Origin of the sequence: Pseudomonas koreensis (assembly GCF_024169245.1) — a bacterium.
GTDB lineage: Bacteria > Pseudomonadota > Gammaproteobacteria > Pseudomonadales > Pseudomonadaceae > Aquipseudomonas > Aquipseudomonas koreensis_F.
This window is the reverse complement of record NZ_JALJWP010000001.1, coordinates 4,811,079-4,837,949: the sequence shown is the minus strand read 5'-3', so window position 1 is coordinate 4,837,949 and position 26,871 is coordinate 4,811,079. Positions and strand designations below refer to the sequence as shown.

Annotated in this window: 26 protein-coding genes; 15 read left to right on the top strand and 11 right to left on the bottom strand. The window is 60.0% G+C overall.

What is annotated here, in order from left to right:
• Positions 1 to 219: 219 nt before the first annotated feature.
• Positions 220 to 1,974 carry an L-lactate permease gene (locus J2Y90_RS21290; protein WP_253502792.1) on the bottom strand — a complete coding sequence of 585 codons (1,755 nt, stop codon included), beginning with the start codon at positions 1,972 to 1,974 and terminating at the stop codon, positions 220 to 222.
• Between the two features lie 244 nt (positions 1,975 to 2,218).
• Here J2Y90_RS21290 and J2Y90_RS21285 point away from each other — a divergent pair, with 244 nt between their 5' ends.
• Positions 2,219 to 2,425, top strand: coding sequence for a hypothetical protein (locus J2Y90_RS21285; RefSeq protein WP_253502789.1), 207 nt, complete (start codon positions 2,219 to 2,221; stop codon positions 2,423 to 2,425).
• Between the two features lie 53 nt (positions 2,426 to 2,478).
• Here J2Y90_RS21285 and J2Y90_RS21280 read toward each other — a convergent pair whose 3' ends face one another.
• Positions 2,479 to 2,760 (bottom strand): hypothetical protein, encoded by a 282-nt coding sequence (locus J2Y90_RS21280; protein ID WP_253502786.1) that lies wholly within the window; start codon positions 2,758 to 2,760, stop codon positions 2,479 to 2,481.
• Between the two features lie 237 nt (positions 2,761 to 2,997).
• On the opposite strand from J2Y90_RS21280, the gene J2Y90_RS21275 reads away from it, so the two are divergent.
• The 4 genes from J2Y90_RS21275 to J2Y90_RS21260 all read left to right on the top strand — a co-directional run bounded on the left by J2Y90_RS21275 (position 2,998) and on the right by J2Y90_RS21260 (position 6,471).
• The gene (locus tag J2Y90_RS21275; protein WP_253502783.1) at positions 2,998 to 4,080 is read left to right on the top strand and encodes a hypothetical protein; all 1,083 of its coding nucleotides are present in this window, start codon (positions 2,998 to 3,000) and stop codon (positions 4,078 to 4,080) included.
• Positions 4,081 to 4,082: 2 nt separating this feature from the next.
• Positions 4,083 to 4,454 carry a DUF1428 domain-containing protein gene (locus J2Y90_RS21270; RefSeq protein WP_253502782.1) on the top strand — a complete coding sequence of 124 codons (372 nt, stop codon included), beginning with the start codon at positions 4,083 to 4,085 and terminating at the stop codon, positions 4,452 to 4,454.
• 124 nt (positions 4,455 to 4,578) lie between these two features.
• Positions 4,579 to 6,075 (top strand): helix-turn-helix transcriptional regulator, encoded by a 1,497-nt coding sequence (locus J2Y90_RS21265; RefSeq protein ID WP_253502779.1) that lies wholly within the window; start codon positions 4,579 to 4,581, stop codon positions 6,073 to 6,075.
• Positions 6,076 to 6,213: 138 nt separating this feature from the next.
• Entirely contained in the window at positions 6,214 to 6,471 is a 258-nt protein-coding gene (locus J2Y90_RS21260) for a DUF1652 domain-containing protein (RefSeq protein WP_253502776.1), read from the top strand.
• A 1,072-nt stretch (positions 6,472 to 7,543) separates the two neighbouring features.
• Here the strand turns inward: J2Y90_RS21260 and J2Y90_RS21255 are convergent.
• From J2Y90_RS21255 to J2Y90_RS21240, 4 genes are all read right to left on the bottom strand, one after another.
• A complete protein-coding gene (locus J2Y90_RS21255) occupies positions 7,544 to 8,311 on the bottom strand; it encodes an SDR family oxidoreductase (protein WP_024013283.1) in 768 nt (255 codons plus the stop codon).
• Between the two features lie 37 nt (positions 8,312 to 8,348).
• A complete protein-coding gene (locus J2Y90_RS21250) occupies positions 8,349 to 9,416 on the bottom strand; it encodes a phosphotransferase family protein (RefSeq protein WP_253502772.1) in 1,068 nt (355 codons plus the stop codon).
• A 163-nt stretch (positions 9,417 to 9,579) separates the two neighbouring features.
• Positions 9,580 to 10,548 carry a 2-hydroxyacid dehydrogenase gene (locus J2Y90_RS21245; RefSeq protein ID WP_039763156.1) on the bottom strand — a complete coding sequence of 323 codons (969 nt, stop codon included), beginning with the start codon at positions 10,546 to 10,548 and terminating at the stop codon, positions 9,580 to 9,582.
• Positions 10,549 to 10,704: 156 nt separating this feature from the next.
• Positions 10,705 to 11,088, bottom strand: a complete 384-nt coding sequence (locus J2Y90_RS21240; RefSeq protein ID WP_253502769.1) for a tautomerase family protein — start codon at positions 11,086 to 11,088, stop codon at positions 10,705 to 10,707.
• Positions 11,089 to 11,337: 249 nt separating this feature from the next.
• Here J2Y90_RS21240 and J2Y90_RS21235 point away from each other — a divergent pair, with 249 nt between their 5' ends.
• The 3 genes from J2Y90_RS21235 to J2Y90_RS21225 all read left to right on the top strand — a co-directional run bounded on the left by J2Y90_RS21235 (position 11,338) and on the right by J2Y90_RS21225 (position 13,288).
• A complete protein-coding gene (locus J2Y90_RS21235) occupies positions 11,338 to 11,532 on the top strand; it encodes a hypothetical protein (RefSeq protein WP_253502766.1) in 195 nt (64 codons plus the stop codon).
• 50 nt (positions 11,533 to 11,582) lie between these two features.
• Entirely contained in the window at positions 11,583 to 11,753 is a 171-nt protein-coding gene (locus J2Y90_RS21230; protein WP_253502763.1) for a hypothetical protein, read from the top strand.
• Positions 11,754 to 12,007: 254 nt separating this feature from the next.
• A complete protein-coding gene (locus J2Y90_RS21225; protein ID WP_253502760.1) occupies positions 12,008 to 13,288 on the top strand; it encodes an HAAAP family serine/threonine permease in 1,281 nt (426 codons plus the stop codon).
• A gap of 171 nt (positions 13,289 to 13,459) precedes the next feature.
• On the opposite strand, the gene acnB is transcribed toward J2Y90_RS21225, so the two are convergent.
• The gene (acnB, locus tag J2Y90_RS21220) at positions 13,460 to 16,069 is read right to left on the bottom strand and encodes a bifunctional aconitate hydratase 2/2-methylisocitrate dehydratase (protein WP_253505285.1); all 2,610 of its coding nucleotides are present in this window, start codon (positions 16,067 to 16,069) and stop codon (positions 13,460 to 13,462) included.
• A gap of 468 nt (positions 16,070 to 16,537) precedes the next feature.
• On the opposite strand from acnB, the gene J2Y90_RS21215 reads away from it, so the two are divergent.
• Complete coding sequence (locus J2Y90_RS21215; protein ID WP_217849210.1) at positions 16,538 to 17,008, top strand: DUF1289 domain-containing protein; 471 nt, start codon at positions 16,538 to 16,540, stop codon at positions 17,006 to 17,008.
• 104 nt (positions 17,009 to 17,112) lie between these two features.
• On the opposite strand, the gene J2Y90_RS21210 is transcribed toward J2Y90_RS21215, so the two are convergent.
• Positions 17,113 to 17,976, bottom strand: coding sequence for a universal stress protein (locus J2Y90_RS21210; protein WP_253502757.1), 864 nt, complete (start codon positions 17,974 to 17,976; stop codon positions 17,113 to 17,115).
• Between the two features lie 160 nt (positions 17,977 to 18,136).
• Here J2Y90_RS21210 and J2Y90_RS21205 point away from each other — a divergent pair, with 160 nt between their 5' ends.
• The 3 genes from J2Y90_RS21205 (at position 18,137) to J2Y90_RS21195 (ending at position 21,006) form a co-directional block, all read left to right on the top strand.
• On the top strand, positions 18,137 to 18,745 hold the full coding sequence (locus J2Y90_RS21205) for a tRNA-(ms[2]io[6]A)-hydroxylase (protein ID WP_122612531.1): 609 nt from the start codon (positions 18,137 to 18,139) through the stop codon (positions 18,743 to 18,745).
• A 266-nt stretch (positions 18,746 to 19,011) separates the two neighbouring features.
• The gene (locus J2Y90_RS21200; RefSeq protein ID WP_253502754.1) at positions 19,012 to 19,719 is read left to right on the top strand and encodes a response regulator; all 708 of its coding nucleotides are present in this window, start codon (positions 19,012 to 19,014) and stop codon (positions 19,717 to 19,719) included.
• Positions 19,720 to 21,006 (top strand): ATP-binding protein, encoded by a 1,287-nt coding sequence (locus J2Y90_RS21195; protein ID WP_253502751.1) that lies wholly within the window; start codon positions 19,720 to 19,722, stop codon positions 21,004 to 21,006.
• Positions 21,007 to 21,129: 123 nt separating this feature from the next.
• On the opposite strand, the gene J2Y90_RS21190 is transcribed toward J2Y90_RS21195, so the two are convergent.
• Positions 21,130 to 21,618 (bottom strand): GFA family protein, encoded by a 489-nt coding sequence (locus J2Y90_RS21190; RefSeq protein ID WP_253502748.1) that lies wholly within the window; start codon positions 21,616 to 21,618, stop codon positions 21,130 to 21,132.
• Positions 21,619 to 21,757: 139 nt separating this feature from the next.
• Here J2Y90_RS21190 and glsB point away from each other — a divergent pair, with 139 nt between their 5' ends.
• The gene (glsB, locus tag J2Y90_RS21185) at positions 21,758 to 22,666 is read left to right on the top strand and encodes a glutaminase B (protein ID WP_042609378.1); all 909 of its coding nucleotides are present in this window, start codon (positions 21,758 to 21,760) and stop codon (positions 22,664 to 22,666) included.
• Positions 22,667 to 22,848: 182 nt separating this feature from the next.
• Positions 22,849 to 24,351, top strand: coding sequence for an aldehyde dehydrogenase family protein (locus J2Y90_RS21180; protein ID WP_253502745.1), 1,503 nt, complete (start codon positions 22,849 to 22,851; stop codon positions 24,349 to 24,351).
• Positions 24,352 to 24,470: 119 nt separating this feature from the next.
• Here J2Y90_RS21180 and J2Y90_RS21175 read toward each other — a convergent pair whose 3' ends face one another.
• Together J2Y90_RS21175 and cynS are read right to left on the bottom strand one after the other, a co-directional pair.
• Complete coding sequence (locus J2Y90_RS21175) at positions 24,471 to 25,130, bottom strand: carbonic anhydrase (protein WP_253502742.1); 660 nt, start codon at positions 25,128 to 25,130, stop codon at positions 24,471 to 24,473.
• Positions 25,131 to 25,188: 58 nt separating this feature from the next.
• A complete protein-coding gene (cynS, locus tag J2Y90_RS21170) occupies positions 25,189 to 25,656 on the bottom strand; it encodes a cyanase (protein WP_253502740.1) in 468 nt (155 codons plus the stop codon).
• A 121-nt stretch (positions 25,657 to 25,777) separates the two neighbouring features.
• Between cynS and cynR the strand changes: the two genes are divergently transcribed.
• Complete coding sequence (gene cynR / locus J2Y90_RS21165; protein WP_253502737.1) at positions 25,778 to 26,665, top strand: transcriptional regulator CynR; 888 nt, start codon at positions 25,778 to 25,780, stop codon at positions 26,663 to 26,665.
• The last annotated feature ends 206 nt before the right edge of the window (positions 26,666 to 26,871 follow it).

Below are 26,871 nucleotides of genomic sequence, written 5' to 3'. Positions count from 1 at the left end.
ATGCCAGTCTCGTAAAAGGAGTGACCGCCGGAGAGGGGAAAAGGTTTTGTCGGATTTGCGCTATAGAGTTATGTGCTGAGCTCATCAATTGGCAGATCACACCAAACCCCTGTAGGAGTGAGCCTGCTCGCGATTACGGTGTGTCAGTCAAATCAGTATCAACTGACAGACCGCTATCGCGAGCAGGCTCACTCCTACAGTGGAGTTGTCTTTCTTCAGTTATGGCCCACCTACAACCATCGAGGTAAACGGCGCGACATACGCCTGCAACGTCACCAGCCCGCCGACGAGGATCGCCAGCACGATCGAGTGGAAGAACACGTAACGCAGGATCTCGCCCTCATGCCCATACCAACGGGTCGCGGTGGAGGCGACGACGATCGACTGCGCGTCGACCATTTTGCCCATTACCCCGCCGGAACTGTTCGCCGCGGCCATCAGCACCGGGCTGATGCCCAGTTGTTCCGAAGTCACCCGTTGCAAGCCGCCAAACAGCACGTTCGACGCGGTATCCGAGCCGGTCAGCGCCACTCCAAGCCAGCCGAGCAGCGTGCCGAACATCGGATAGAAAATCCCCGTCGCCGCGAACGCCAGGCCCATGGTCGCATCGAGCCCCGAATAGCGGGTGAGAAACCCCAGCGCCAGCATCGCCGCAATCGTGATCAGGGAAAACCGCACCACCCAAAGCGTGCGCAGGTATTGCTTGATCAGTTGCGGGATCGAGTAGCCCATCAATAAACCGCCAACAATTGCCGCCAGCAGAATCCCGCTGCCGGTCGCGGTCAGCCAAGTGAACTTGTACACCGCTTCCTCGGCTTTCGGCGCCGCAACCACGGGTGGGACTTTTTCTATTTGCAGATGCAGGCTGGTGAAAGTCACTGACGGGGCGAAAATCGGATTGGCCTCGCGCACCGGTTTGCCTTGCGGGTCGAGCTTGGCCGATTGCGTGACCGGATCGATCACCGGGCGCGTGTCGAACATGTTCTTGAAGCCCTGCGTGCCCCAGGCGAACACGAATATCGTGAGAATGATCCACGGCATCCATGCGCGCATTACTGCCGGGCGCGCCTGATCGCTGAACGCGGCGCTGGCGGTGACTGTTTCTTCGTCGACCTTGGAGTTGTCGACGCGACCGGACAGCGCTGCCGAGGTGTGAATGGTCGCCGGTTTCCAGACCTTGAGGAACAGCGTCAGGCAGGCCATGGAAATCAGCGCGGCGATCACGTCCACCAGCATCGGCCCGTGGTAGTTCGACACGAGGAATTGGGGGATGGCGAAACTCACCCCGGCCACCAGAATTGCCGGCCATACCTCGAGCATCTTGCGCCATCCGGCAAAGGCCCAGATCAGCCAGAACGGCACCAGCACCGAGAAGAACGGCAACTGCCGACCGACCATCATCGACAGCTCCATCTCATCCAGCCCGGTGACTTTGGCGAGGGTGATGATCGGCGTGCCCAGTGCGCCAAATGCCACGGGTGCGGTGTTGGCGATGAGTGCCAGACCGGATGCGGCCAATGGCGAAAACCCCAGGCCGATCAGAATCGCCCCGGTCACCGCTACCGGCGTGCCGAACCCCGCCGCGCCTTCGAAGAACGCACCGAAGCAGAACGCGATCAGCAGCAGTTGCAAACGCCGGTCGTCGGTGATGCGTGCGAGGGAATCCTGCAGCACTTTGAACGAGCCGTTCTCGGTGGTCAGGCGATGCAGAAAGATGATGTTGAGAACGATCCAGCCGATCGGCAGCAAGCCATTCGCCGCGCCGAACAACGCCGCCGAACCGGCCATGCCCGCTGGCATGTCGAAGGCGAAGATCGAGATCAGCAGGGCGGACGCCAGTGCCAGCAGCGCCGCCAGATGCGCCTTTACGTGGAAGAACGCCAGCGCCGCGAGCATCACCACTACCGGCACCGCGGCCATCAGCGTGGAGAGCACCGGATTGCCGAACGGGTCGTAGATTTGCTGCCAGACCATGGTCCACCTCTGCTTGTTGTTATTGAGGGTGCAGATCCATTGCATGGGGGTTGGTTGCAAGCAGTATAGGTGGCATTACGCCGCCGTTCGGCCGTGGCGAACGGGCCGACCAACGGTCGATGGTGGCCACTGAATCAACCTGCTTTTACCCGGTCGTATCTGCGGCTGCGCGCACGGCGTCCTGAAGACGCGGGCAGCGCGGCGATTTCCGTCGTCAAGACCTTGGGTTTTAGGGAAGTGTTGAATGAAGCAAGCGACAACGATGCTGCTCACTGTGACCGCCGCCGTATTGCTCAGCGGCTGTATTGCGGATTTTGATGATGACCACCGGCATGGCCGGCATTACGACCGCGATCATGGCCGCTATTACGACCATGACCGGCGCTGGGACGACCGCGATGACGACCGCCGCGATGGCCGTCGTTATTACCGTGATCGCGATGATGACTGACTGAATGAGCAGAGGGCGTTCCCGCAACAGGAACGCCCTCTGTGCATCAGCCCTCAGTTGAAAAAACGAGCGTTCGCCTGGACGCGGGATCGCGCAGGCACCGGGGCCTCGTGATCGAGCAAATGGGTGGCGAGTATGTCGCTCAGGAAGCGGAACTGATCGTTGAGGCCGACCACTTCATTGCTGAAGTGATTGCTGGCGGCGGGCATCAGCAGATCGTCGAAATCTTCGTTGAACACCAGCGTCTGCGCCTTGCGCGGCACGACGTGCTGTTGGTAGTAGTTGCTGCCGAACACCGGGAAACTCACGGAGAGGGTGACTTGGGTATGCATCATGATGTGAACGCCTCGTTGTGTGTCGGATGAGTCAATCGTGCCTTTCATGAGCCAGGCGCGGAAGGCAATCGTGGCGATGGTGGATATCGATGGTGGTGATGGTTGAGGTTTGCGGTGACGCTGAAGGCCCCTTCGCGAGCAAGCTCGCTCCCACAGAGGCCAGAACATGCGGCACACCTCTTGCTCACCTGCCTATACTCAAACCTGCACCTCCCCAAGCCAAAGGACGCCACCACCGTGAACCCGCGCGCGCTGGTCGTTGCCGCACTGTTTCTGCTGGCCGGCTGCGCCACCTCGGCCCGGGCACCGGTGAGTGCGCCGCGAGCCGTGGTGGTATCGGCGCAAACCTGGCAGCAGATCGATCGCGAAATCCTTGGCGCCTCGCAGCAGGCCACCGAGCAGGTCAAGCTGTTCGCCCGTGGCTCGATGGAACATTGGCGCACTCGGGTCTATCAGCAAACTGAAGAAAATTTCATCCCGTGGTTCAGCAGCTACTGGACCCAGGAATGGCTGTCGATGAAGGTCAGTTGGTACACGATCAGCGCTGGCGGCGAGCAGGATGCTTCGGCGAAACGGCTGGCGGCGTATCTGCTTGAGCAATATCAGGAAAGGGTACTGGCGCCGGTCGCGGTTGAGGTCGATCCGGATGCGATTCTGGCTCAGGCCACAGCGTTTTATGCGCAGTTGATGGCGCAGCAGATGCCGCTCATCGCCCAGCGTCATGGCGTACCGATTGCGCAGCTCAACGGACACTTGCAAAAAATTCCGGCCATCGCCCTTGGCCCGCCGCCCGCGCGGGATGCTTCGCTATTCCAGGTCATCAGCACCGAACCGCTGAACACCCTGCCGGCGTACGCCGCGCTGATCGCCAAGATCCACACCGATGGCGGCGCCAGGGGCATTTCTTCCACCGACGCGGCCATGGCCCCGGTGGCCAAACGCGCCAGCCAGCGCATCGAAGCGGAAATGGCCCCGCGTGGCGCCGCCAGTGCGGTGGCAGCAGCGGCGGGGAAACTGGCCGGGGCGATGATTTCAGTCGGCGTGGCCGGCATTCGCGCAATCATCCAGGCCAACGACCGCCCCGACAGCGAAGCGCTGATCCGCAGCAGCCTGGGTAACACATTCGACAAGGCCTGGCTGAAGCTGCTGCAGAATCCGACCACCGGGGTGATGGCGGGCACACTGCACATGGCCGGGCAGGTCGAGGGCAATCTTGGGGCGAGTGACGAACCGCCGGTCGGGCTTGGCGTGAATCGTGTCGAATGGCGCCAGCCGCAATCGACCAGTCAGCAGATCGAACCCATCCTGAAAGGAGAATGAATATGGCCTACATCGATATCTTCGTGGCACCCGTGCCTGACGCCAATCGTGAACAGTACAAAAAACACTGTGAGATCGCCGCCCGGCTGTTCAAGGAATATGGCGCCGTTGATGTCGTCCAGTGCTGGGGTGACGATGTGCCTGAGGGCAAGCTCACCTCATTCCCGCTGGCGGTGAAACTCAGGGAAGGCGAGACCGTTTCTTCCGGCTGGCTGATCTGGCCGGACAAGGCCACCCGCGACGCAGGCATGGCGAAAATGATGGAAGATCCGCGCATGCAACCAGACGTCAATCCCATGGGCTTTGACGGGCAGCGGATGATTTTTGGTGGGTTCAAAAATCTTTTTGACGGCGTTGTGCCGCGGGACAAGTGAACTGGCACAGATTGCAGCTCACGCACTCCCACAGAGGGCTTTTCGGCGATTTTCATGGCGTGGCACGATCCCGAGTCGTCGCGGTCGTACTCTTCACCTAGCCGCATCACAGTGTGGAGATCCAATGAGCCAGGAAGTCCTGACCACCGAAACCAACCGTCGCCAGTTGCAGCAGATCATCGCCGGGCTGTCGGACGGGGTGATTCTGCTGGAGCTCGACAAAAGCATTCTCTGGGCCAATGAAGCGGCGCTGACCATGCATGGCGTCAGCACCATCGGTGACCTGGGCACCAACGCTGACGAGTACGCCAAACGCTTCGTCCTGCGCTATCGCAATAACCATGTGTTGTCGCCCGAGAACTACCCGATCAGCCGCGTGGCGCGTTGCGAGGCGTTCAGTGACGTGCTGATCGAGATCTCGCCCGTGGACGACCCGGAGCGTGTCTGGGTGCACAGTGTGCGCAGCATGGTGCTGACCGACCGCGTCGGACAGCCCGAGTCACTGGTGCTGATCATGAGCGATGTCACCGACTGGGCCAACGCCGAGCTGCGCTTCGAAAAAACCTTCAACGCCAACCCCGCGCCGGCGGTGATCTGCCGGCTCAGCGATTTGCGTTACATCAAGGTCAATCCGGGTTTTCTGGAAATGACCGGCTACACCCGCGATCAGGTGATCGGCACCTCGGCATACGAAATCGATATCTTCGAGCAGGCCGATAAACGCGATCTGGCTATCCAGCGCTTGCGCGATGTCGCGACCATTCCGCAGATGCAGGCGGAACTGCGCCTGCCTGACGGCGGCAGCAAACAGGTGATCGTTGCCGGCCAGCCGCTGCTGCTCAATGACGAGAATTGCATGCTGTTTTCCTTTGTCGACATGGAGCCCAGGCGTCGGGTCGAAGTCGCATTGCGCCAAAGCGAGGAGCGCTTTGCCAAGGCTTTTCGCCTGACACCGGTGCCGATTCTGATCTGCACCGCTGACAGGCAGGAGGTCATTGACGTCAACCAGGCATTTCTGGACACCCTGGCCTACGACAGCGATGAAGTGATCGGTAAAACCGTGACGCAGTTGAGCTTCATCCACGATGACGGTGCGCGCACGCGGTTGTTGTCCGCGCTGGCCAAGAATGGTCGGGTGGATCGCGTGGACGTGCCGGTGCGCAAGAAGGATGAGGAGTTGCTGGAATGCGCGGTTTCGGCCGACACCGTGAATATTCACGATGTTTCCTGCTATCTGCTGGTGTTGATGGACATGACCGAGCGCAAGCGGACCGAGCTGGAATTGGTCGCGGCTATCGAAGAGGTGATGAAGGATGCTTCGTGGTTCAGCCGCACCTTGATCGAAAAGCTGGCCAACGTGAAGAAGATCAACTCGCCGCAACTGCCCAGCGCCTCGTTCACTGACCTGACGGCCCGCGAGCGGGACGTGCTGGGGTTGATCTGCGAAGGTCTGGCGGACAAGGAGATTGCCGCACGGTTGAAGCTCGCGCCCAATACCGTGCGCAATCACGTGGCCACGGTGTATTCCAAACTGGATGTGCACAGCCGCAGCGAGGCGATTGTCTGGGCCAGGGAGCGTGGATTGTTCTCTGGAGAATGGGGCACAAAGGGGCAGCGCTGAGGGTGCAAATGCACTAGTTACAAGGGTGCAAATTCATGTATTGGCCGGGGGCGTGTGTTCTTAGGCTGGTGGGGTGCGGTGTGAGCTATTTGCGGCTTGCGATCGCGCCCCTTTGAAACAGCCATAGGAACGATGTCCATGATGAATCTTGCCCAGTTGCGCGCTCGGCTCGAGCACAGTTTTGCGCCGCTGGCTTGTGATTGTTCGGTGGATGGTGATCATTCGCTGACGGTCAGGTTGTATCACCCGGATTCGGGGCAGGTGGATCTGGTGATCAGTGGCCTGGATCTGGCTTCGCTGCGTACGCCGGAGGCGGTTGAGGCGTTGGTGGGTGAGTTGCGGTATGAGCTTGAGAGCAATTCTTTGCGGTCTTCGCGGGATCCGGATTTGGCTTAGCGCGCTTTGGGCTTGGCGGCCTTTGTGCCGACCATGCTTTGGGGGGTTGGGTGTATATCCGTTTTTTGGGGTGTTGCGGATGGCGGTTCCTCCCTTACGGCGGGTCACTTTTGGCAAACGCCCCAAAAGTAACCAAAAGGTCTTCGCCCTGACGTTCGGCCCGCTCGCTGAGGCTCGGGGTTCCTTCGCTGCGGGATCGATCCTGGCGCAGCGGCTCCGGTTTGCTTCGCTGCACCTCCTTCCGCTGTGTACGACTGCGTCGTACGGTCGCTGCGCTCCCACGCCCGGATCAATCCCTCCACTCAGCCTGCCGACGGGCTCCAGGATCAAAAGCTTTACTCGAGCTAACGCTCATCGTGTTATGTGGTGGGTGGCGGGGCGGCTTGCTTGCTTTTATTTTGCTTTTCTGTGGGAGCGAGCTTGCTCGCGAAGGCGGCCTGGCAGCCGACCTGGTTGTTACTGAATTCACTCGATCAAAACTGTAGGAGTGAGCCTGCTCGCGATGAGGCCCTCGCCGACAACCATAATCCCAATCCAGACTTCTGCTGGAAAATCTGCGCAAAACCGACAGCCCAAACCAGCCAATCACCCCAATCCACTGGCGCTGACAACGCGCTCAGCTATAAAGAATGAGTGGTCAGGTCTTCCGCGGCCGGTTGGGTTGCGGGAGTTTGTCTCTCTTTACCGCGGGTCGTCCTATGAATAATCCTGGGAAACGCGTATTGCCGTTGGCTGTTCTTGCAGTGCTGTTGGCCGGTTGTGCCAGTCCACCACCCCCTGCGCCTGTCGCGCCGCCGCCACCGCCGGAGCGCCGCTGCGAGGTGTTGGAGAATACTGAGGTGGTTGGGGACATGTATGTGGATGGGCAGGTGACGCGCCAGATCACGACTACCCGTTGCATCACACAATAAGACTCGCGATTCCTCGATTGCACGAGGCCTGGAATCCAGCAGTGACTCTGTGGGAGCGAGCCTGCTCGCGAAGGCGGGGTATCAGTCGAAACACAGCTGACTGACACGACGCTTTCGCGAGCAGGCTCGCTCCCACACGGGCTAGCAATTTGCCTGGGAAATCAGGACAGGAAGCCGCCGTCCACGTTCAGCGCCACACCAGTGGTGTAACTCGACGCGTCGCTGGCCAGATACAACACCGCGCCAGCCATTTCGCTTGGATCGGCCACGCGCTTGAGTGGGATCTGTGTCAGCGCCTGCTTCAAAATTGCATCGTTCTTCACCAGCGCCGAGGCGAATTTGGTGTCGGTCAGGCCCGGCAGGAGAGCGTTGCAGCGGATGCCGAATTGCGCGCATTCCTTGGCAAAGACTTTGGTCATGTTGATGACCGCCGCTTTGGTCACCGAGTAAATGCCCTGGAAGATGCCCGGGGAGATGCCGTTGATCGAGGCGACGTTGATGATGCTGCCGCCACCGTTTTCGCGCATCAGCTTGCCGGCTTCCACCGACATAAAGAAATAGCCGCGAATGTTCACATCGACGGTCTTCTGGAACGCACCCAGATCGGTGTCGAGCACGTTGCAGAATTGCGGGTTGGTCGCGGCGTTGTTGACCAGAATGTCGAGGCGGCCGAATTGTTCCTTGATGCCGGCGAAGACCTGGCTGATCTGTTCCATTTCACCGATGTGGCAGGCCACTGCGGTGGCTTTGCCGCCAGCGGCAGTGATCGCGTCGGCGACGTGCTGGCAACCTTCGAGCTTGCGGCTCGAGACGATCACGTGGGCGCCTTGCTGGGCCAGCAGTTTGGCGATGGCTTCGCCGATGCCGCGGCTGGCGCCGGAAACGAAAGCGATTTTGCCATCGAGGTCGAACAACTGAGTCTTGGACATGGGATTCCCTTGTGAAAAGTCTTGTTATCGGCCCGGATCAGAGGCTGGATTTCTGAATGACCTGCAGGCTCATCTGCTCCAGCAGTTTGTTCATGTGAATGAACTGCGCGAAGCGTTTGTCCTGGGTCTGTCCATGGTAGAAGCGGTAATAGATCTGCTGCACGATGCCGGCCAGGCGGAACAGGCCGTAGGTGTAGTAGAAATCGAAATTGTCGATGCGGATGCCCGAGCGCTCGGCGTAGTAGTCGACGAATTCGCGGCGCGTCAGCATGCCCGGTGCGTGGCTCGGCTGGCGGCGCATCAGTTGTACCGGTGCCGGGTCGCCGGCTTCGATCCAGTAGGCGAGGGTGTTGCCCAGGTCCATCAGCGGGTCGCCGAGGGTGGTCAGTTCCCAGTCGAGCACGCCGATGATCTGCATCGGGTTGTCGGGGTCGAGGATGACGTTGTCGAAGCGGTAGTCGTTGTGGACGATGCTCGACGTCGGGTGGTCGGCCGGCATCTTGTCGTTGAGCCACGCTTTCACTGCTTCCCAGTGCGGCGCGTCCGGGGTCAGGGCTTTTTCGTACCGCTCGCTCCAGCCTTTGATTTGCCGCGCGACGTAGCCTTCGGGCTTGCCCAGGTCGCCGAGGCCGCAGGCGTTGTAATCGACCCGATGCAGCTCGACGAACCGGTCGATGAAGCTTTTGCACAGCGCTTCGGTTTTCGCCGAATCCAGACCCAGCTCCGGTGGCAGCTCGGCGCGCAGGATGATGCCCTTGACCCGCTCCATCACATAGAACTCGGCGCCGATGACGGTTTCGTCGGTGCAGTGCACGTACGCTTTCGGGCAATACGGGAAGCCGTCGCGCAGTTGATTGAGAATGCGGAATTCGCGGCCCATGTCATGGGCGGATTTGGCCTTGTGGCCGAACGGCGGGCGGCGCAGGACAAACTCCTGCTCCGGGTATTCCAGCAGGTAGGTCAGGTTCGACGCGCCGCCAGGAAACTGGCTGATCTGCGGAGTGCCGGTGAGGCCGGGAATGTGCGCCTTGAGGTACGGATCGATCAGGCCGGCATCGAGTTCTTCGCCAGAGCGGATCCGGGTGGACTGGTCAGTAAGCGCCATGCTTATCCCTTCTGCTTATTTTGGAGGCCAGACATCATTGGCTAATCTAATGGCGCGCTCGGGTGCTCACAAGCGCGGGTCGGTCTTATAGGTTAGCGTGTTGCCGGATAATCAACTTTGAGAATGGGGCGAGGAGCGGCGCGGACCGCGGATCCCGCGCGCCTTAATGCACGCGCTGGTTAGTCAGTTTCGGTGGCAGCGCGACGGGAGTCAGCACTGGTTGTCCGGAGAAAAACGCCATCAGATTCTGGCCCACCAGTTCCACGGTGCCTTGTGTGGCCTCGGGAGAAAGCCCGGCGACATGCGGCGTCAGCACAACGTTGCCGAGGTTCTTCAGTGTATCGGGCACCTCGGGTTCATGATCGAACACGTCCAGCGCGGCACCGGCGATCCGTCGTTGTTCCAGTGCGGTGATCAGATCAGCCGTCGCGACAACGCTGGCCCGCGCAATGTTGACAATAAAACCCTTGGGGCCGAGCGCATCGAGCACCGCTCGCGTTACCAGATGCTGGGTGCCGATGCCGCCGGGCGTGGCAACCACCAGGAAGTCCGAAGCCCGGGCCAGATCGGTCGGTGTCGAACAGAACGCGTAAGACACGTCGCTGCGTATCTGGCGATTGTGATAACTGATCTGCATATCGAAGCCCAGCTCGGCGCGCTTGGCGATGGCCATGCCCACAGCGCCCAGCCCGAGGATGCCCAGACGCTTGCCCGCCAGCGAAGGGCGCATGATTTTCGGCCATTCACCGCGGCGCACGGCTGCATCACAGCGCGGGATGTCGCGCACCAGTGCCAGCAGCAGCGCCATCGCATGATCGGCGACCGACGAAGCGTTGACCCCGGCACCATTGGTGACGGTGATCCCTCGGTCACTGGCCGCTTGCAGGTCGACCTGTTCATAACCGGCGCCGATCACCGTAATGATTTTCAGGGCGGGCAGGGCGCTGATCTCGTCGGCAGTCAGGCCCAGCGGGCCGCGAGTGAGCACGGCATCGATGCGACTGCCATGGGTGGCGATGGCTTGCGCGCGTTCGGCTGGCGTTGGTGCAAGGATCAGGTGGAATCCCTGATGTTCAAGAATCGGCAGATAGTCATTGATCGTTTCAACCAGTACCAGAACGGTTGCGGGCATTGCGCGGCTCCTGTGATTGGCGGCGGGTGGGTCGCGAAAGTCGGCTCAGAGTGCTGAATCCGCAGCGGCTTGGCAATCGTTGCATTCGCGCAGTGTTGCTTTGATTCTGGACGGCTTCGCGGAACAAGCAAGCACGCAGGCATGGCGCACCGCCAATCAGCTGACATATTGCGCGACGCCGTTGCCGAACGACCAGTTCTCCTTTTTCACCTCCACCAGATTGATGAACACATCCTCCAGGCGAATGCCCAATTGCGCATGCAGGCTTTCGGCGATGGTTTTGAACAGCAATTGTTTCTTTTCCACGCTGCGCCCTTCGCTGATGGTGATCTGGATGAACACCACGCCGTCGCTGCGCTGGATGCCAAGGTATTGCGGGTCATATACGAAGTGCTGGCCGTCGTGCTCGTTGAGGACCTGGAAATTGTCGTGCTCGGGCACATCGATACAGGTGCGCAGGGCGGTGTAGATCTGTTCGCCGATGCGCCTGGCGAAAGTGGGATCGGGATTTTGCTGGATGTCGACGCGGACCAGTGGCATGTGGGGGCTCCTAGGATTATGGCTTCTCTCACGCTAGATCAAAGGCAGAATTCTGGCAGGTAGTTGGTCTGGAATATTGCGGATTACTCGTATGAGGAGGCTTACGTGACTCGCGGATTTTGCCTACGGGGATGGCAGATGCGTCTGCTGGTCAGCGTGAATGGAAAAGTTTGATGATAAGGGCATGACGAGAGCCGTTGATGTGCATACAAGTGCTGGCCCCAGTCCGCCAGCAGCCAAGGAGGGCAAATGTTTCATAACGATCGCGAAAATCTGGAACTCGACAGGCTCGAAAATGAATCACGGAAACTCGTGGCCGAATGGAAAAAGCTCCAGGCTGAGGAGAAGAAGCTATCAAGGGAGACGAGCCTTTATCCAATTGCGGTGTTTGGCGGAGTGTTGACTGCGATCACCGCAGTCGCAGGCGTTTTCTTCAAGTTTTGAGTATTCATGCTTGAGATTACTCAGGCGCATTATCCAAGGGATAAATCTGTATGAGCACATATGACCGCAAGGCAAGACTGGAACGAATTGAACGGGAGTTTGCAGAATACGAGGAAAAGGTGCGCCAGAAAGATAAAAGGGAGAATGGCAAGCTCTGGTTGCTCTTCTGTTTCGGGCTGTACTGCATTTTATTGGGATTTATGCTCGGCATATCGCTGTGAGCGCGTTCGATGAAGCATGGCTTGATCGCAAAACATATCCGTATGCGGCATCTGACGTACCCATTTGCGACCTTGTTTTTCCCATAAACGACTACCCATCAATCTGCTCCGCACAACCATTCCTCAGCTAAGTCTTTGCTTGCGTTGATTTATCACGGAGAATCGCGCCCCTGTTTCGGCCGAGCATGTCTGTCGGTTTTTTCCGACGCGTCCCGACCGAGTGGCAAGTGACCGGAATGCGGAGATCCGACCGGATGAATGATCAGGCCAATAGCCTCGAAAAGCGTTTCGACGCAGCAGCACCCGCTGAACTTTCGAGCTGGAATCGCCAGGACACCACCTGGATGCTGGGACTGTTTGGGACGGCCATTGGCGCCGGCACCCTGTTTTTGCCGATCAACGCAGGGCTGGGTGGCTTCTGGCCGCTGGTGATCCTCGCGCTTTTGGCATTCCCGATGACGTTTTATGCACACCGTGGCCTGACCCGTTTTGTGCTGTCCGGTCGCGAAGGCGCCGATATCACCGAAGTGGTCGAGCAGCATTTCGGCATCAAGGCCGGCGCGTTGATTACGCTGTTGTACTTCTTCGCCATCTTCCCGATCCTGCTGATCTACAGCGTCGGCCTGACCAATACGGTCAGCAGTTTTCTCGAACATCAACTGCACATTACGCCGCCACCGCGCGCGCTGCTGTCGTTCGCGCTGATACTCGGCCTGCTGGCTGTGGTGCGTTGCGGTGAACAGGTCATCGTCAAGGCCATGAGCCTGATGGTCTATCCGTTCATCGTCGCGCTGCTGTTCCTCGCTGTGTACCTGATTCCGCACTGGAACGGCGGCATCCTCGCCACCGCCTCGCAAGTGCCGGCGCCATCAGCGCTGCTGCATACGTTGTGGCTGGCGATTCCGGTGATGGTGTTCTCGTTCAACCATTCGCCGATCATTTCGGCGTTCGCAGTTGATCAGAAGCGCCGTTACGGTGTGCACGCGCAAGAGCGCAGCTCGCAGATCCTTTCGCGCGCTCATGCACTGATGGTCATCATGGTGCTGTTCTTCGTATTCAGTTGCGTGTTGACCCTGTCGCCGGAGCAATTGGCTGAGGCGAAAGACCAGAACCTGTCGATCCTTTCTTATCTGGCCAACCACTTCAGCAATCCGACCATCGCTTTCGCAGCGCCGTTGATTGCGTTCGTGGCGATCTCCAAGTCCTTCCTCGGTCATTACATCGGTGCCAGCGAAGGTCTCAAGGGTTTGATCGTCAAGAGCGGTAAACGCCCGGGCGCCAAGGCGCTGGATCGCATCGTGGCGGCGTTGATGCTGGTGATCTGCTGGATCGTTGCGACGCTCAATCCGAGCATTCTCGGCATGATCGAAACCATTGGTGGCCCGGTGATCGCGGCGATTCTGTTCCTGATGCCGATGTATGCGATTCGCAAGGTGCCGGCGATGGCGCGTTATCGCGGTCAGGCGTCGAACGTGTTTGTTACGGCGGTCGGGCTGGTGGCGATTTCGGCGCTGGTTTACAAGCTGGCTGTGTAATGACTGATCGTTCCCACGCTCTGAGTGGGAATGCCTCTTGTGACGCTCTGCGTCACGCTTGGGGACGCAGAGCGTCCGGGGCTGCATTCCCACGCGGAGCGTGGGAACGATCAGAATAAAAAAAACGCCGCTCATCTTTCGATGGGCGGCGTTTTTTATTGCCTTGCAGCGTTAGGCTTGAACGACCGGGATGTTGGCGTTCGCAGCCGCTTCACGGAACTCGGCGATCTGGTCGAAGGACAGGTAGCGGTAGACATCGGCCGCCATGCTGTCGATCTTGCCAGCGTATTCCATGTACTCCTCGACGGTCGGCAGGCGACCCAGGATCGAAGCAACGGCAGCCAGCTCGGCCGAGGCCAGGTAGACGTTCGCGCCGTCGCCCAGACGGTTCGGGAAGTTACGGGTCGAAGTCGAGACCACGGTGCTGTTCGGCTCAACGCGTGCCTGGTTACCCATGCACAGCGAGCAGCCTGGCATTTCCATGCGTGCGCCGGCCTTGCCGTAGATGCCGTAGTAGCCTTCTTCGGTCAGTTGGTGAGCGTCCATCTTGGTCGGCGGCGACAGCCACAGACGGGTTGGCAGCTGACCCTTGACCTGATCCAGCAGTTTACCGGCGGCGCGGAAGTGACCGATGTTGGTCATGCACGAACCGATGAACACTTCGTCGATCTTCTCGCCAGCAACGCTGGACAGCAGACGGGCGTCGTCCGGATCGTTTGGCGCGCACAGTACGGGCTCGTTGATCTCGGCCAGATCGATTTCGATGACTTCGGCGTATTCGGCGTCGGCATCGGCTTCCATCAGTTCAGGGTTGGCGATCCAGGCTTCCATCGCTTGAGCACGACGTTCCAGGGTACGCGCATCGCCGTAGCCTTCGCCGATCATCCAGCGCAGCAGGGTGATGTTGGACTGCAGGTACTCGGTGATCGATTCTTTCGACAGCTTGATGGTGCAACCGGCAGCCGAACGTTCGGCCGAGGCGTCGGACAGTTCGAACGCCTGCTCCAGGGTCAGACCTTCCAGACCTTCGATTTCCAGGATGCGGCCGGAGAAGGCGTTTTTCTTGCCTTTCTTCTCGACGGTCAGCAGACCGTTCTGGATAGCGAAGTACGGAATGGCATGAACCAGGTCACGCAGGGTGATGCCAGGTTTCATCTTGCCTTTGAAACGCACCAGGATCGATTCCGGCATGTCCAGCGGCATGACGCCGGTGGCTGCGGCGAACGCGACCAGACCGGAACCGGCCGGGAACGAGATGCCCATCGGGAAACGGGTGTGCGAGTCACCACCGGTACCAACGGTGTCCGGCAGCAGCATGCGGTTCAGCCACGAGTGGATGATACCGTCGCCCGGACGCAGGGAAACGCCGCCGCGGGTCATGATGAAGTCAGGCAGGGTGTGGTGGGTGGTCACGTCGATCGGCTTTGGATAAGCCGCGGTGTGGCAGAACGACTGCATCACCAGATCAGCGGAGAAGCCCAGGCACGCCAGGTCTTTCAGTTCGTCACGGGTCATGGGACCGGTGGTGTCCTGAGAACCCACGGTGGTCATCTTCGGTTCGCAGTAAGTGCCAGGACGCACGCCCTGGCCTTCTGCCAGACCGCAAGCCTTGCCGACCATTTTCTGCGCCAGGGTGAAGCCCTTGGTGCTTTCAGCCGGTGCTTCCGGCTTCTTGAACAGGTCGAACGGCGGCAGACCCAGCTCGGCGCGAGCCTTCTCGGTCAGGCCACGGCCGATGATCAGCGGAATACGACCGCCGGCACGGACTTCGTCCAGCAGCACCGGGGTTTTCATTTCGAAGGTGGTGATGACTTCGTCGGAACCGTGCTTGCAGACCTTGCCAGCGTGCGGGTACAGGTCGATCACGTCGCCCATGTTCATGTTCGACACGTCGAACTCGATTGGCAGGGCACCGGCATCTTCCATGGTGTTGTAGAAGATCGGAGCGATCTTGCTGCCGAAGCAGAAACCGCCAGCGCGCTTGTTCGGCACGTACGGGATGTCGTCGCCGAAGAACCACAGCACCGAGTTGGTGGCCGATTTGCGCGAGGAACCGGTACCGACCACGTCACCGACGTAGGCGATCGGGAAGCCCTGACCGCGCATTTCTTCGATCTGCTTCATCGGGCCGGTCTTGCCTTGCTCGTCCGGCACGATGCCGTCACGGGCCATTTTCAGCATGGCCAGGGCGTGCAGCGGGATGTCCGGACGCGACCAGGCGTCTGGCGCCGGCGACAGGTCGTCGGTGTTGGTTTCACCGGTAACCTTGAATACGCGCAGGCTGATCTTGTCGGCCAGCACCGGGCGCTTCTTGAACCACTCGCCGTCAGCCCAGGATTGCAGCACGGCCTTGGCGTGAACGTTACCGTTCTTGGCTTTTTCCGCGACGTCGTGGAAAGCATCGAACATCAGCAGGGTGTGCTTGAGTTCTTCGGCGGCGACTGGGGCCAGCTCGGCGTCGTCCAGCAGCTCGACCAGGGTGACGATGTTGTAGCCGCCCTGCATGGTGCCGAGCAGCTCGACAGCGCGTTTCTTGTCCAGCAGAGGGGAGGAGGCTTCGCCCTTGGCCAGGGCGGACAGGAAACCGGCCTTGACGTAGGCGGCTTCGTCCACTCCAGGCGGTACGCGATTGGTGATCAGGTCAACGAGGAAAGCTTCTTCGCCAGCCGGAGGGTTCTTCAGCAGCTCGATCAGGCCTGCTGTTTGTTCGGCGTTAAGCGGCTGGGGAACGATACCCAGGGCTGCACGCTCTTCGATATGTTTGCGGTAGGCTTCAAGCACAGTTATTACCCTCATCAGTGGTCCCAAATGGGTGTCCGGGACGCTCATCCCGAAATTGCCGTACTCATGCTCCTCACGACGTTGTGGGTCGTTTGGCCAGAATTACCGGCAATTCCTTACAGAAGCTGCTTTCAAAGTTTTACGCCTGCAGAACGGGGAGCTGATGAGGGTTGGCGTTGGGCTTTTCCCCGCTGGAAAAACCCTTCGCCAACACCGCTCTGAAGGAACGACTGTGCTCGTGACGCTTTGAAAACAGCTTCTAACGGACATTGGCGCCTTAAAAGGCTGGCTGATTCTACGGCAAAAAAAATTTAAAGGTAAGTCGCGTGCTATTGGACTTTCGTGGCAATCAGCGCGGGCCGCGGCCAACCTGCAACGCTGGCGAGACCCTGCTGTTTGAGGGGTGATCAATGCCCGACAAAGGGCTAACATGCCGGCCTGTTCCGCGTTTCAGTGTTTTGCCAATTTATGCCCAATCAGACCATCAAGACCCCCTGCGTCGGCCTCTGCTCCACCGTTTACGGTGACCTGGTATGCCGTGGCTGCAAGCGTTTCCACCACGAAGTGATCCATTGGAATGGGTACAACGAGGAGGAAAAGCGCGCGGTGTGGCTGCGGCTGGAGCAATTGCTGTCGCAAGTGATGGCGAGCAAGGTCGAGATCTTCGACCCGGCGCGTCTGCGCGAACAGCTGGAACAGCGCAAGATCCGCTTCGTCCCGCATCAGTCGGAATATTGCTGGGCCTATCAGCTGATTGCCCGGGGCGCGCGGGTAATCATTAATCTTGAGGCATACGGGATGGTGCTGCTGCCGGAGTTTCGCGACTGGAACTTGCCGGAACTGCGTGATGCCATTGATCGGGAATTTTTCCTGCTGTCGGAAGCGCATTATCAGCGCTATATCGCCCCCGGCTTCCTCAAGGATGCCTTTCAATTGTAGGAGTGAGCCTGCTCGCGATTGCGTTGTGTCAGTCAACGCATCATTCAATGATCCACCGCTATCGCGAGCAGGCTCACTCCTACAAGGGGCCGCATTCCAGATGCTTAATGTTTCACCGTCAACTCCACCAGATGATCCTCAACCTCCTGCGGCTTGAGTACCAACACATCGCTTTCCAACGTATCCAGCACTGCTTCAGCGGTATTGCCGATCAACGCGCCTGACAAGCCACTGCGCGCCACCGTGCCAATCACCGTTACCGCCGCCTGCAGCTTGTGCGCCGTGAACGGAATCAGTACATCCGCCGGGCCTTCCTCGACGTGCAGGTGCTCATCATCGACATCGAACTCCGCCTGAAACGCCCGGCATTGCTCGCGGTATTTCGCTTCTATGGTCGATTTGAGCTGAAACGTCGGGTCTGCCGCCGACAGCATCGGCGACGGGTGCGCGGTGATCACATGCAAATGCGCCTTGGCCAGACTGGCGATGTCGTAGCCGTGATCGATGATGGTGCTGTGCAGATGCCGATGCTCACCATCGGCATTGCCGACATCGACGGCGGCGAGAATCACTTTGTCTTTCCACGAACCGGCGGTTTTCACCAGCAGCACCGGGGTAGGGCAGTGGCGCAGGATTTTCCAGTCGGCCGGGGTCAGCAGGGCCTTTTTCAGCGAGCTGTCGGGGAAGTGCTGCTTGATCACCAGGCCGCAACCCTCGGCCTGCTGCACATCGATGATGGTTTCATGCAGGCTCTCGTTCCATGCCTGTTCGGTGGTCACGCTGTAGCCTTCGGCGAGCAACGCAGCCTTGAGCACGCTGAGCAGGCCGGCGTGGTCATGCTTCTTGTCGCACACCAATAGATGCAGGTGGGCCTGGGTGACACCGGCGATCAGCTTGGCGCGCTTGAGCGCCAGGCTTTCTGCATGTTCAGGTTCGATGACCACCAGAATGCTGCGAATGGCTTGCATGAGCGGAGTCTCCAGCAAAGAAAAGGCACGGCGTTGCACAACTATAGTTGCTACCCGAACGTCTGCGACTTGATGCATATCAACAGCCGCCGCTGGTGGTCTGCGGGCAGGCCGGTATAATCGGCGCCCTTCGCTCGAACACCTTTTTACCGTGAGCCCCATGATCCTTCCCGAAATCCACGAATTCCTTGGCTGCCGCACGCCCGACGCCTGGGTCCAGGCGGCACTGGCCGATCAGGAAACCCTGCTGATCGACCACAAGAACTGCGAGTTCAAGGCCGCCAGCACTGCGCTGAGCCTGATTGCCAAGTACCACGCCCACGTCGACCTGATCAACATGATGTCGCGTCTGGCCCGGGAAGAACTGGTGCACCACGAGCAAGTCATGCGCATCATGAAGCGGCGCAAGATCGAGCTGCGTCAGCTGCACGCCGGCCGCTACGCCTCGGGCCTGCGCAAAGTGGTGCGCAGCCACGAGCCGGTAAAACTGGTCGATACACTGGTGGTCGGTGCGTTCATCGAAGCACGCAGTTGCGAACGCTTCGAAGCACTGGTGCCGCATCTGGACGAAGAGCTGGGCAAGTTCTATTTCGGTCTGCTGAAGAGCGAGGCGCGGCATTTTCAGGGTTATCTGAAACTCGCCTATCAGTATGGTGATGCCAAGGATGTCGCGCAGGTGATCGAGCGCGTCCGTGCAGCCGAGCAAGCACTGATCGAGTCGCCGGACGAGGAATTCCGCTTCCACAGCGGTGTGCCGGTCGCCGCATGATCGGGTAGGAGCTGCCGCAGGCTGCGATCTTTTGATCTTGTTTTTACAAATCGAAAATCAAAATCAAAAGATCGCAGCCTTCGGCAGCTCCACAGAGGTCCGCAATCCAATCGGGCATCATCGTCTGATTGTTAAAAACTTTTAAGAGTATGAAACATCACCGAAAACCGGCCCGCGTGGCCGGTTTTTGCTGTCTGGCGTCATCGCTTGACCGACGATTGCCCGCATAATGCGGCCCTTCCACGTTTGGCTTGGCAACGGTCGTTATGGATAACCTGGGTTTTGGCACAGTCCTGCTGGTTGAAGACGATGAGCGTCTCGCCGCACTGATCGCACACTTTCTTGAACAACACGGCTACGAGGTGCGCACGGTGCATCGCGGCGATCTGGCCGTGGCTGCGTTTCTCGAGTTCAAGCCGAAGGTGGTGGTGCTCGACCTGATGTTGCCGGGGCAGAGCGGTTTGCAGGTGTGCCGGGAAATTCGTAGCGTGTCGGACACGCCGATCGTGATCCTCACTGCCAAGGAAGACGATCTCGATCATATTCTCGGCCTGGAATCCGGCGCTGACGATTACCTGATCAAACCGATCAAGCCGCCGGTATTGCTCGCCCGGCTGCGCGCGTTGCAACGGCGGCAGATGCCGGACACCAGCGTGGTCAGTTTTCTTGAATTCGGGAGATTGAGCATCGACCGCAGTTGCCGTGAAGTGCGCCTGGCCGGTGAGATGGTCGAGCTGACCACCATGGAGTTCGAATTGCTCTGGTTGCTCGCCAGCGCGGCGGGCAAGATTCTCTCGCGCGATGACATTCTCAACCGCATGCGCGGCATCGCCTTCGATGGCCTCAACCGTAGCGTCGACGTCTACATCAGCAAATTGCGCAACAAACTCAAGGACAATCCCCGCGAGCCGGTGTGTATCAAGACCGTGTGGGGCAAGGGCTATCTGTTCAATCCGTTCGCGTGGGAGTTGTAGATGCTGCGCTTGTTCCTCGGCCTGTTTCTGGTAATGACGGTGGGGCTGGTGCTGGCCTTGCAGACGGTCGAACACACCTTCAACGCGCTGCTCGACAGCCAGATGCAGGACTACAACCGTGAAGCCGTGCGCGGCCAGGCGTGGTCGCTGGTCGATCATCTGCAAGGCCACCAGGGTGCGGAGCGTGAACAGAAACTTGATTCGTTGCGCGCCCATTACGGTCTGTCGCTGAGTCTGGTCGAGGCCGATCAACTGGCCCTGACACCCCAGGAAAAAGCCGAACTGGCGCGGAATCTGTTGGTGATCCGTGATGATTACACGCAATTCATCAGCAACATCGATGGCGGCTCGCAGCTGCTCAGCATCAAGCTGCCGCCGGAGCCGAGCCTGATGCCGTTCTACATCACCGCGGCGTACATGATGCTCGCAGTGTTGATCGGCATCGTGCTGTTTTTCTGGGTGCGCCCGCACTGGCGCGATCTGGAAAAGCTGCGGCTGGCCGCCGAGCGTTTCGGCGACAACGATCTGTCGGTGCGCATCCAGTTGTCGCGGCGCTCGAACATCCGCGATCTGGCCGAGCACTTCAATCTGATGGCGGCGCGCATCGAAGGGCTGATCGCCAATCAGCGCGAACTGACCAATGCCGTGTCCCACGAACTGCGCACACCGATCGCGCGACTGTCGTTCGAACTCGATCAGCTCAAACAGCAACCGGACCCGAGCCAGAATCGCGAACTGATCGCCGACATGTACGCCGACCTCGGTGAGCTGGAGGAAATGGTCTCGGAGTTGCTGACCTACGCCAGCCTCGAGCACGGCGCGACCGTGATCAAACGGGAGAATATTCACGCGGCCGACTGGCTCGACAGCGTTGTCGGCAGTGTGGCGCTGGAGGCCGAAGCGGCGGGGGTGCAGTTGTCGATCGGCGATTGCCGGGTCGACACGGTAAGCATCGAACCGCGCTTCATGGCGCGGGCCGTGATCAATCTGCTGCGCAACGCCATCCGCTACGCCGAGCAGCGCGTAGAGGTGTCGCTGCTGCGTAACGGCGATGACTATGAAGTGCGGGTCAGCGATGACGGACCGGGCGTGCCGCTGGATGGACGGGCGAAAATCTTCGAACCGTTTTCGCGACTGGATGCCAGTCGTGATCGGCGTACGGGTGGTTTTGGATTGGGCCTGGCGCTGGTGCGGCGGGTGTCGCAGTCCCATGGCGGGCAGGTTGAGGTGGGTGACTCGGTGTGGGGTGGGGCGTTGTTCAGGATGACCTGGGCGCATCTGGATTGAATGATGTGCCTGAGCCGGCCCCTTGTAGGAGTGAGCCTGCTCGCGATAGCGCTAGGTCATTCAATGATGAGTCGACTGACACAACGCTATCGCGAGCAGGCTCACTCCTACAAGGGCCGGTGTTCAGCGGGTCACACCGAGCCGCTCATGCCACTGAGCAATGGACTCTTCAGGATATTCATCAAACTGCTGATCCTTCGCCTTGGCCTCAACTTCAACCCAAGACGCTTTCGAGCCCAGCATCAGGTGTGTGTGTTCCGGCGGCACCGGCAGCGGCGTATCGATCGCCGAGGCGAACGGATGAATCAGCTCCGGCCACTCCGGGCTGAACAGCCACAGGCCGCTGCCGCACAGTGAGCAGAAGTGGCGTTCGGCGCTACTGCGATGGGCGCGCTTATCGCCGTCGGCTTTCATTTTTGCGTGGTAGATGCTGATGTTTTTGCGCCCGCGAACCTTGAGGCTGGTCGCGTCGCCGCCGAGGTTGATCGCATACCCGCCGCCGCCCTGGGTCTTGCGGCAGATCGAGCAATAGCAGCGTTGATAAGGGTAGGGGTGGGCGCTGTCGAGGCTGAACGTGACTTCGCCGCAATGGCAGGAGCCTTCGAGGTGCATGGTGCTCTCCTGTGTCTGAATGGTCCGGTTCAGCCTAGAACACTTTGCGTAGCGCTTGCCGGTGTGATGCGACCGGCGGGCGCAGCGTCTAGCCCCAGTGTCCCCGCGATTCCATGGGGCGAGACTTTCGGAACCCGGCATGCAAGCGCTGTTGAACGAGATCCTTGACGCGGTCCGGCCCCTGATCGGGCAGGGCAAGGTCGCTGACTATATTCCCGCCCTCGGCACGGTGCCGGCCAACCAATTGGGCATCGCCGTGTACGGCAATGACGGTGAAATGTACTTTGCCGGCGACGCCGAAACGCCATTCTCGGTGCAGAGCATTTCCAAAGTGTTCAGCCTGGTCCAGGCCATCGATCACTCCGGCGAAGCAATCTGGGAACGGCTCGGCCACGAGCCGTCCGGCCAGCCGTTCAACTCGCTGGTGCAACTGGAATTCGAGCGCGGCCGGCCGCGCAATCCGTTCATCAATGCCGGGGCGCTGGTGATCTGCGACATCAACCAGTCGCGCTTCGCCGCGCCGACGCTGTCGATGCGTGACTTCGTCCGGCGTCTGTCGGGCAATCCGCAGATCATGATCGACGGCAAGGTCGCCGACTCCGAATACCAGCACCGTGCGCGCAATGCGGCGATGGCCTATCTGATGCAGTCGTTCGGCAATTTTCATAACGATGTCGAAGCGGTGTTGCGCAGCTATTTCAGCCATTGCGCGTTGCGGATGAACTGCATCGATCTGGCCCGGGCGTTCTGCTTTCTGGCCAATGATGGTTTCTGCAAACACAGCGGCGAGCAGATCCTCACGCGCCGCCAGACCCAGCAGGTCAACTCGATCATGGCCACCAGCGGTTTGTATGACGAAGCGGGCAACTTCGCCTATCGCGTCGGTCTGCCGGGCAAGAGCGGGGTGGGTGGCGGGATCGTCGCGGTGGTGCCGGGGCAATTTACGGTATGCGTGTGGTCGCCGGAGTTGAACGCCGCCGGCAACTCGCTGGCGGGCATGGCGGCGCTGGAGTTGCTGAGCTCAAGGATTGGCTGGTCCGTCTTCTGAACACACACCACGATTTCCATTGTGGGAGCGAGCCTGCTCGCGAAGAGGCCGGTACATCCAGCATCGATGTCGTCTGACCGGACGCTTTCGCGAGCAGGCTCGCTCCCACAGGGTGCAGTGTTGCTTTGCAGGATCGTGTTCTATACATTTTCCGGCCGCCCTCTGCATGGTGAATCCGCTTCATGTCTCTTGCGCTCGAACGTCTAGTCGCTGGCACGCCGATCCCTTTCGCTGGTAACCGCGTCACCGTGGTCAGCCCCGAACTGGCTGCGCGGTTTCAGCCCGGTGACCATTTGCTGGTCGAGCAGGTCAGTGGCGAGTTGTTGCTGATCCCCGTGGCCGATCAGCAGGCCGCCTCGGTGGCAATCGAGCGTGCGGCTGCGGCATTCACCGCGTTGTCGGCCGTGTCCGATGAAGCCATCAGCCAGTTCTTCGACCTGTTTGCCCAGCGCCTGGAAAATCCTCAGTGCTGGACGCAGATCGAAGCCGCCAACCGCGCCGACATCGAGCGGGCCAAGGCGCGCGGCCGCTCGACCACACGCTTGCTCGCCGATGAACGCATGCGCCGCGACATGATCGCCGGCTTGCGGGCGTGGCGTGATGCGCCACCGACGCGGGGCAAAGTGATCAGCAGTGTCGAGCACGACGGCTGGAAGGTCGAGCAAGTGGTCTCGCCGCTGGGCATCGTCGCCTTTGTCTTCGAAGGCCGGCCCAACGTATTTGCTGACGCTGCCGGGGTATTGCGCACCGGCAATACCGCTGTGCTGCGCATCGGCAGCGACGCATTGGGCACCGCGCAAGCCATCGTCACTCACGCTTTGAACCCGGCGCTGGCCGAAGCCGGTTTGCCGGTGGGTGCGGTGTCGTTGGTCGAAAGCGTCAATCACGCCGCCGGTTGGGCGATGTTCGCCGATCGACGTCTGTCGCTGGCGGTGGCGCGGGGTTCGGGCCGTGCGGTCAGTCAGTTGGGCAGCATCGCCCAGCAGGCCGGCACCGCCGTCAGCCTGCACGGCACCGGCGGTGCGTGGCTGATCGCCGACCGTGACGCCGACGCCAAACGCTTTGCGGCAGTGGTGCGCAACTCGCTGGACCGCAAGGTCTGCAATACCCTGAACGTCTGCCTGATCCAGCGCGAACGCGCCGCCGAACTGGTGCCGCTGTTCCTCCATGCCTTGAAAGACGCCGGTATTGCGCGCGGCCAGGGCTGCAAATTGCACATCGTCGAAGGCAGTGAAAGTTGCCTGCCAAGCGAATGGCAGAACGCAACGGTCGAGGTGTATCGCGCCGAGGGTTACCGGACCGAGGCGCTGGCCGAATCCTTGCCCGAGGCGGATCTGGGTCGTGAGTGGGAATGGGAAGAAACCCCGGAAGTCAGCCTGATGGTTGTCGATGATCTGGATCAGGCGATTACGCTGTTCAACCGTTACAGCCCGCAATTCACCGTGTCGTTGATCAGCGAGGATGCGGCGGTTCAAGAGCGCTTTTATAACGCAGTGAATGCGCCGTTCGTGGGCAACGGCATCACCCGTTGGGTCGATGGCCAGTACGCGTTGAACAAGCCGGAACTGGGCCTTTCGAATTGGGAGAGCGGGCGCCTGTTTGCGCGCAGTGCGATTCTTTCCGGTGACGGCGTGTTCACCGTGCGCAGCCGAATGACTCAGGTAGATCTCACGGTAAAACGCTGATCTGTTGATCGTTCCCACGCTCCGCGTGGGAATGCAGCCCGTGACGCTCCGCGTCACTGGACGCAGAGCGTCCCTAGAGGCATTCCCACGCAGAGCGTGGGAACGATCACGGTGGGGAGTCAGGCAGCGTGGCTGGCTTGCGCGCTGATCGCGCAAGTCTCAGGCCGCTCGGCCAGCGGCACAAAGGTACGACGATCAGAAGAGAGCGCGTCGATCGAACCGCTCTCGATGTCATACACCCAACCATGCAGATTCAGTCGGCCTTGCTCCTGGGCCAGGCGCACGCTTGGATGCGTCTGGATATTGGCCAGTTGCGCAATCAAGTTCTCGCGCACCATTGAGCTCAACTTCGCCGCATCGCTGCCATGCGAGCGAGCTTCGTTCATCACCTTCGCCGACTCGGCATGCTGCAGCCAGCCACTGACGGCGGGCAGGTGATCCATGCATTTGCACTGGGCAATCGCGGTCATCGCACCACAATCGGAGTGGCCGCAAATCACGATATCGCTCACACCCAACACCGCTACCGCATATTCCACGGTCGCTGAGACACCACCCGGATGCGGGCTGTAGGACGGCACGATATTGCCGGCGTTGCGGATCACGAACAGCTCGCCGGGTTCTTGCTGGGTCAGCAGCTCGGGCACCACACGGCTGTCGGAACAGGTGATGAACAGCGTGCCGGGTTGCTGAGTAGTGGCCAGATGTTTGAACAGTTCACTGCGTTGCGGGAAGGCTTCGTTCTGGAATTTCAGGAAGCCATCGATCAGGGCTTTCATGGGCGTGTCCTCTTTGCAGAAATCGGCTGGCCCGCACGCAAGGCGCGGGCCGGGCGTATCAGAACGGGCGCAGCGGCAGGAACTTGCCGTCGAGGGTGACCACGGCGCGGGAGCCGCCTTCCGGGTCTTCGACTTTTTTGATGTCCAGTTTGAAGTTGATCGCGCTGATGATGCCGTCACCGAACTGCTCATGCACCAACGCCTTGAGCGTGGTGCCGTAGATCTGGATCATCTCGTAAAAACGGTAGATGGTTGGGTCGGTGGGCACGCCGCTGAGGCTGCCACGCAGAGGAATGATCTGCAGTGCGGCGACGTCATCGGCGCTCAGATCAAGCTTGTCGCCGACCACTTGAGCAGCGTTTTCTGGCAGAGGATGCTGGCCGAGCAGGGCGGCGGTGACATAAGCCAGGCTGAGGCCGGTGTCGTCGGCGAGATCCTGCCACGACAGATCTTTTTCCGCCTTCGCGTCGAGCACTCGGGTAGTAAGGGCCAGGCTGCTGTCGTTGTAGGCGTGGGATTGTTGCATGGTGTCACTCCTTTCAAGGGTTGAATTGCTTGTGTGGGAGCAATCTTGCGCCGGGCCATCCATAGCGTCCAAGACCGATATACAATGCTTCGCATAAGCCCTGCCTATAGATGGTGTCCTCATGCTGTTGCGACATTTGCGTTATTTGCTCGCCGTTGCCGATCACGGTGGCTTCACCCGCGCCGCCGAAGCACTGCACGTGTCGCAGCCGACCCTGTCGCAACAGATCCGGCAACTGGAAGAGACCCTCGGCGTGAGCCTGTTCGATCGCACCTCACGCACGGTGAAGCCGACGGATGCAGGCGGGGCTTACATTGAATGCGCACGGCGCGTGCTGGTGGAGCTGGAGGCCGGACAGCGCGCCTTGCACGATGTGAAGGATTTGTCGCGCGGAACCCTGCGCCTGGCGATGACGCCGACGTTCATGGCGTATCTGGTCGGGCCGTTGGTGCGTGATTACAGGGCACGGTTTCCCGGGATTCATCTGGAAATCTTCGAATTGTCGATGGACGACATCGAGGCCGGGCTGGCGGATGATTCGCTGGATGTCGCGATCGCGTTTACGCCGGTGCGCAATGCCGAGATTGAATGCATACCGGCGTTTACCGAGACGCTGGGGATCATGGTCGGGCTTGGGCATCCGCTCTATGGCAGCCCTTCGGTGTTGACGCCGGCGGAATTGGCTTCACTGGATTTCGCCCTGCTGGCGCCGGGCTTCATTACGCGGTTATTGGTGGATGAGTATTTTCGTGAGCACGGGATTACGCCGCAGGTGCGGATTGCAGTGAACTCGGTGAGTACGTTGCTGGAAGTGGTGCGGCATTCCCCGCTGGCAACAATGCTGCCTGAGCCGATTGCCAGCGAAGACCGGTCATTGCGCCGGTTGCGTGTCTACGGGGAGGCGCCACAGCGGGGCGCGGCGTTGTTGCGGCGCAGGAATAATTACCACAGTGCGGCGGCGCTGGCGTTTGTGGAATTGGTGCTCGGCATGAAAAGCCCCTCACCTTAACTCTCTCCCAGAGGGAGAGGGGGCTGACCGGGGTGTTTGGCCAAATTACGCAGACCTGAACGAGCTTCGTTGAGCTCATAATCGCCACGGTCTTTCAGGTCGACGGATGGCCTGAGACAACTCGGTCGGCTCCCTCTCCCTTTGGGAGAGGGCTGGGGTGAGGGGCTAAGGTTTCACTCACGCCGCATAAGTCGAGCGAATAAAAA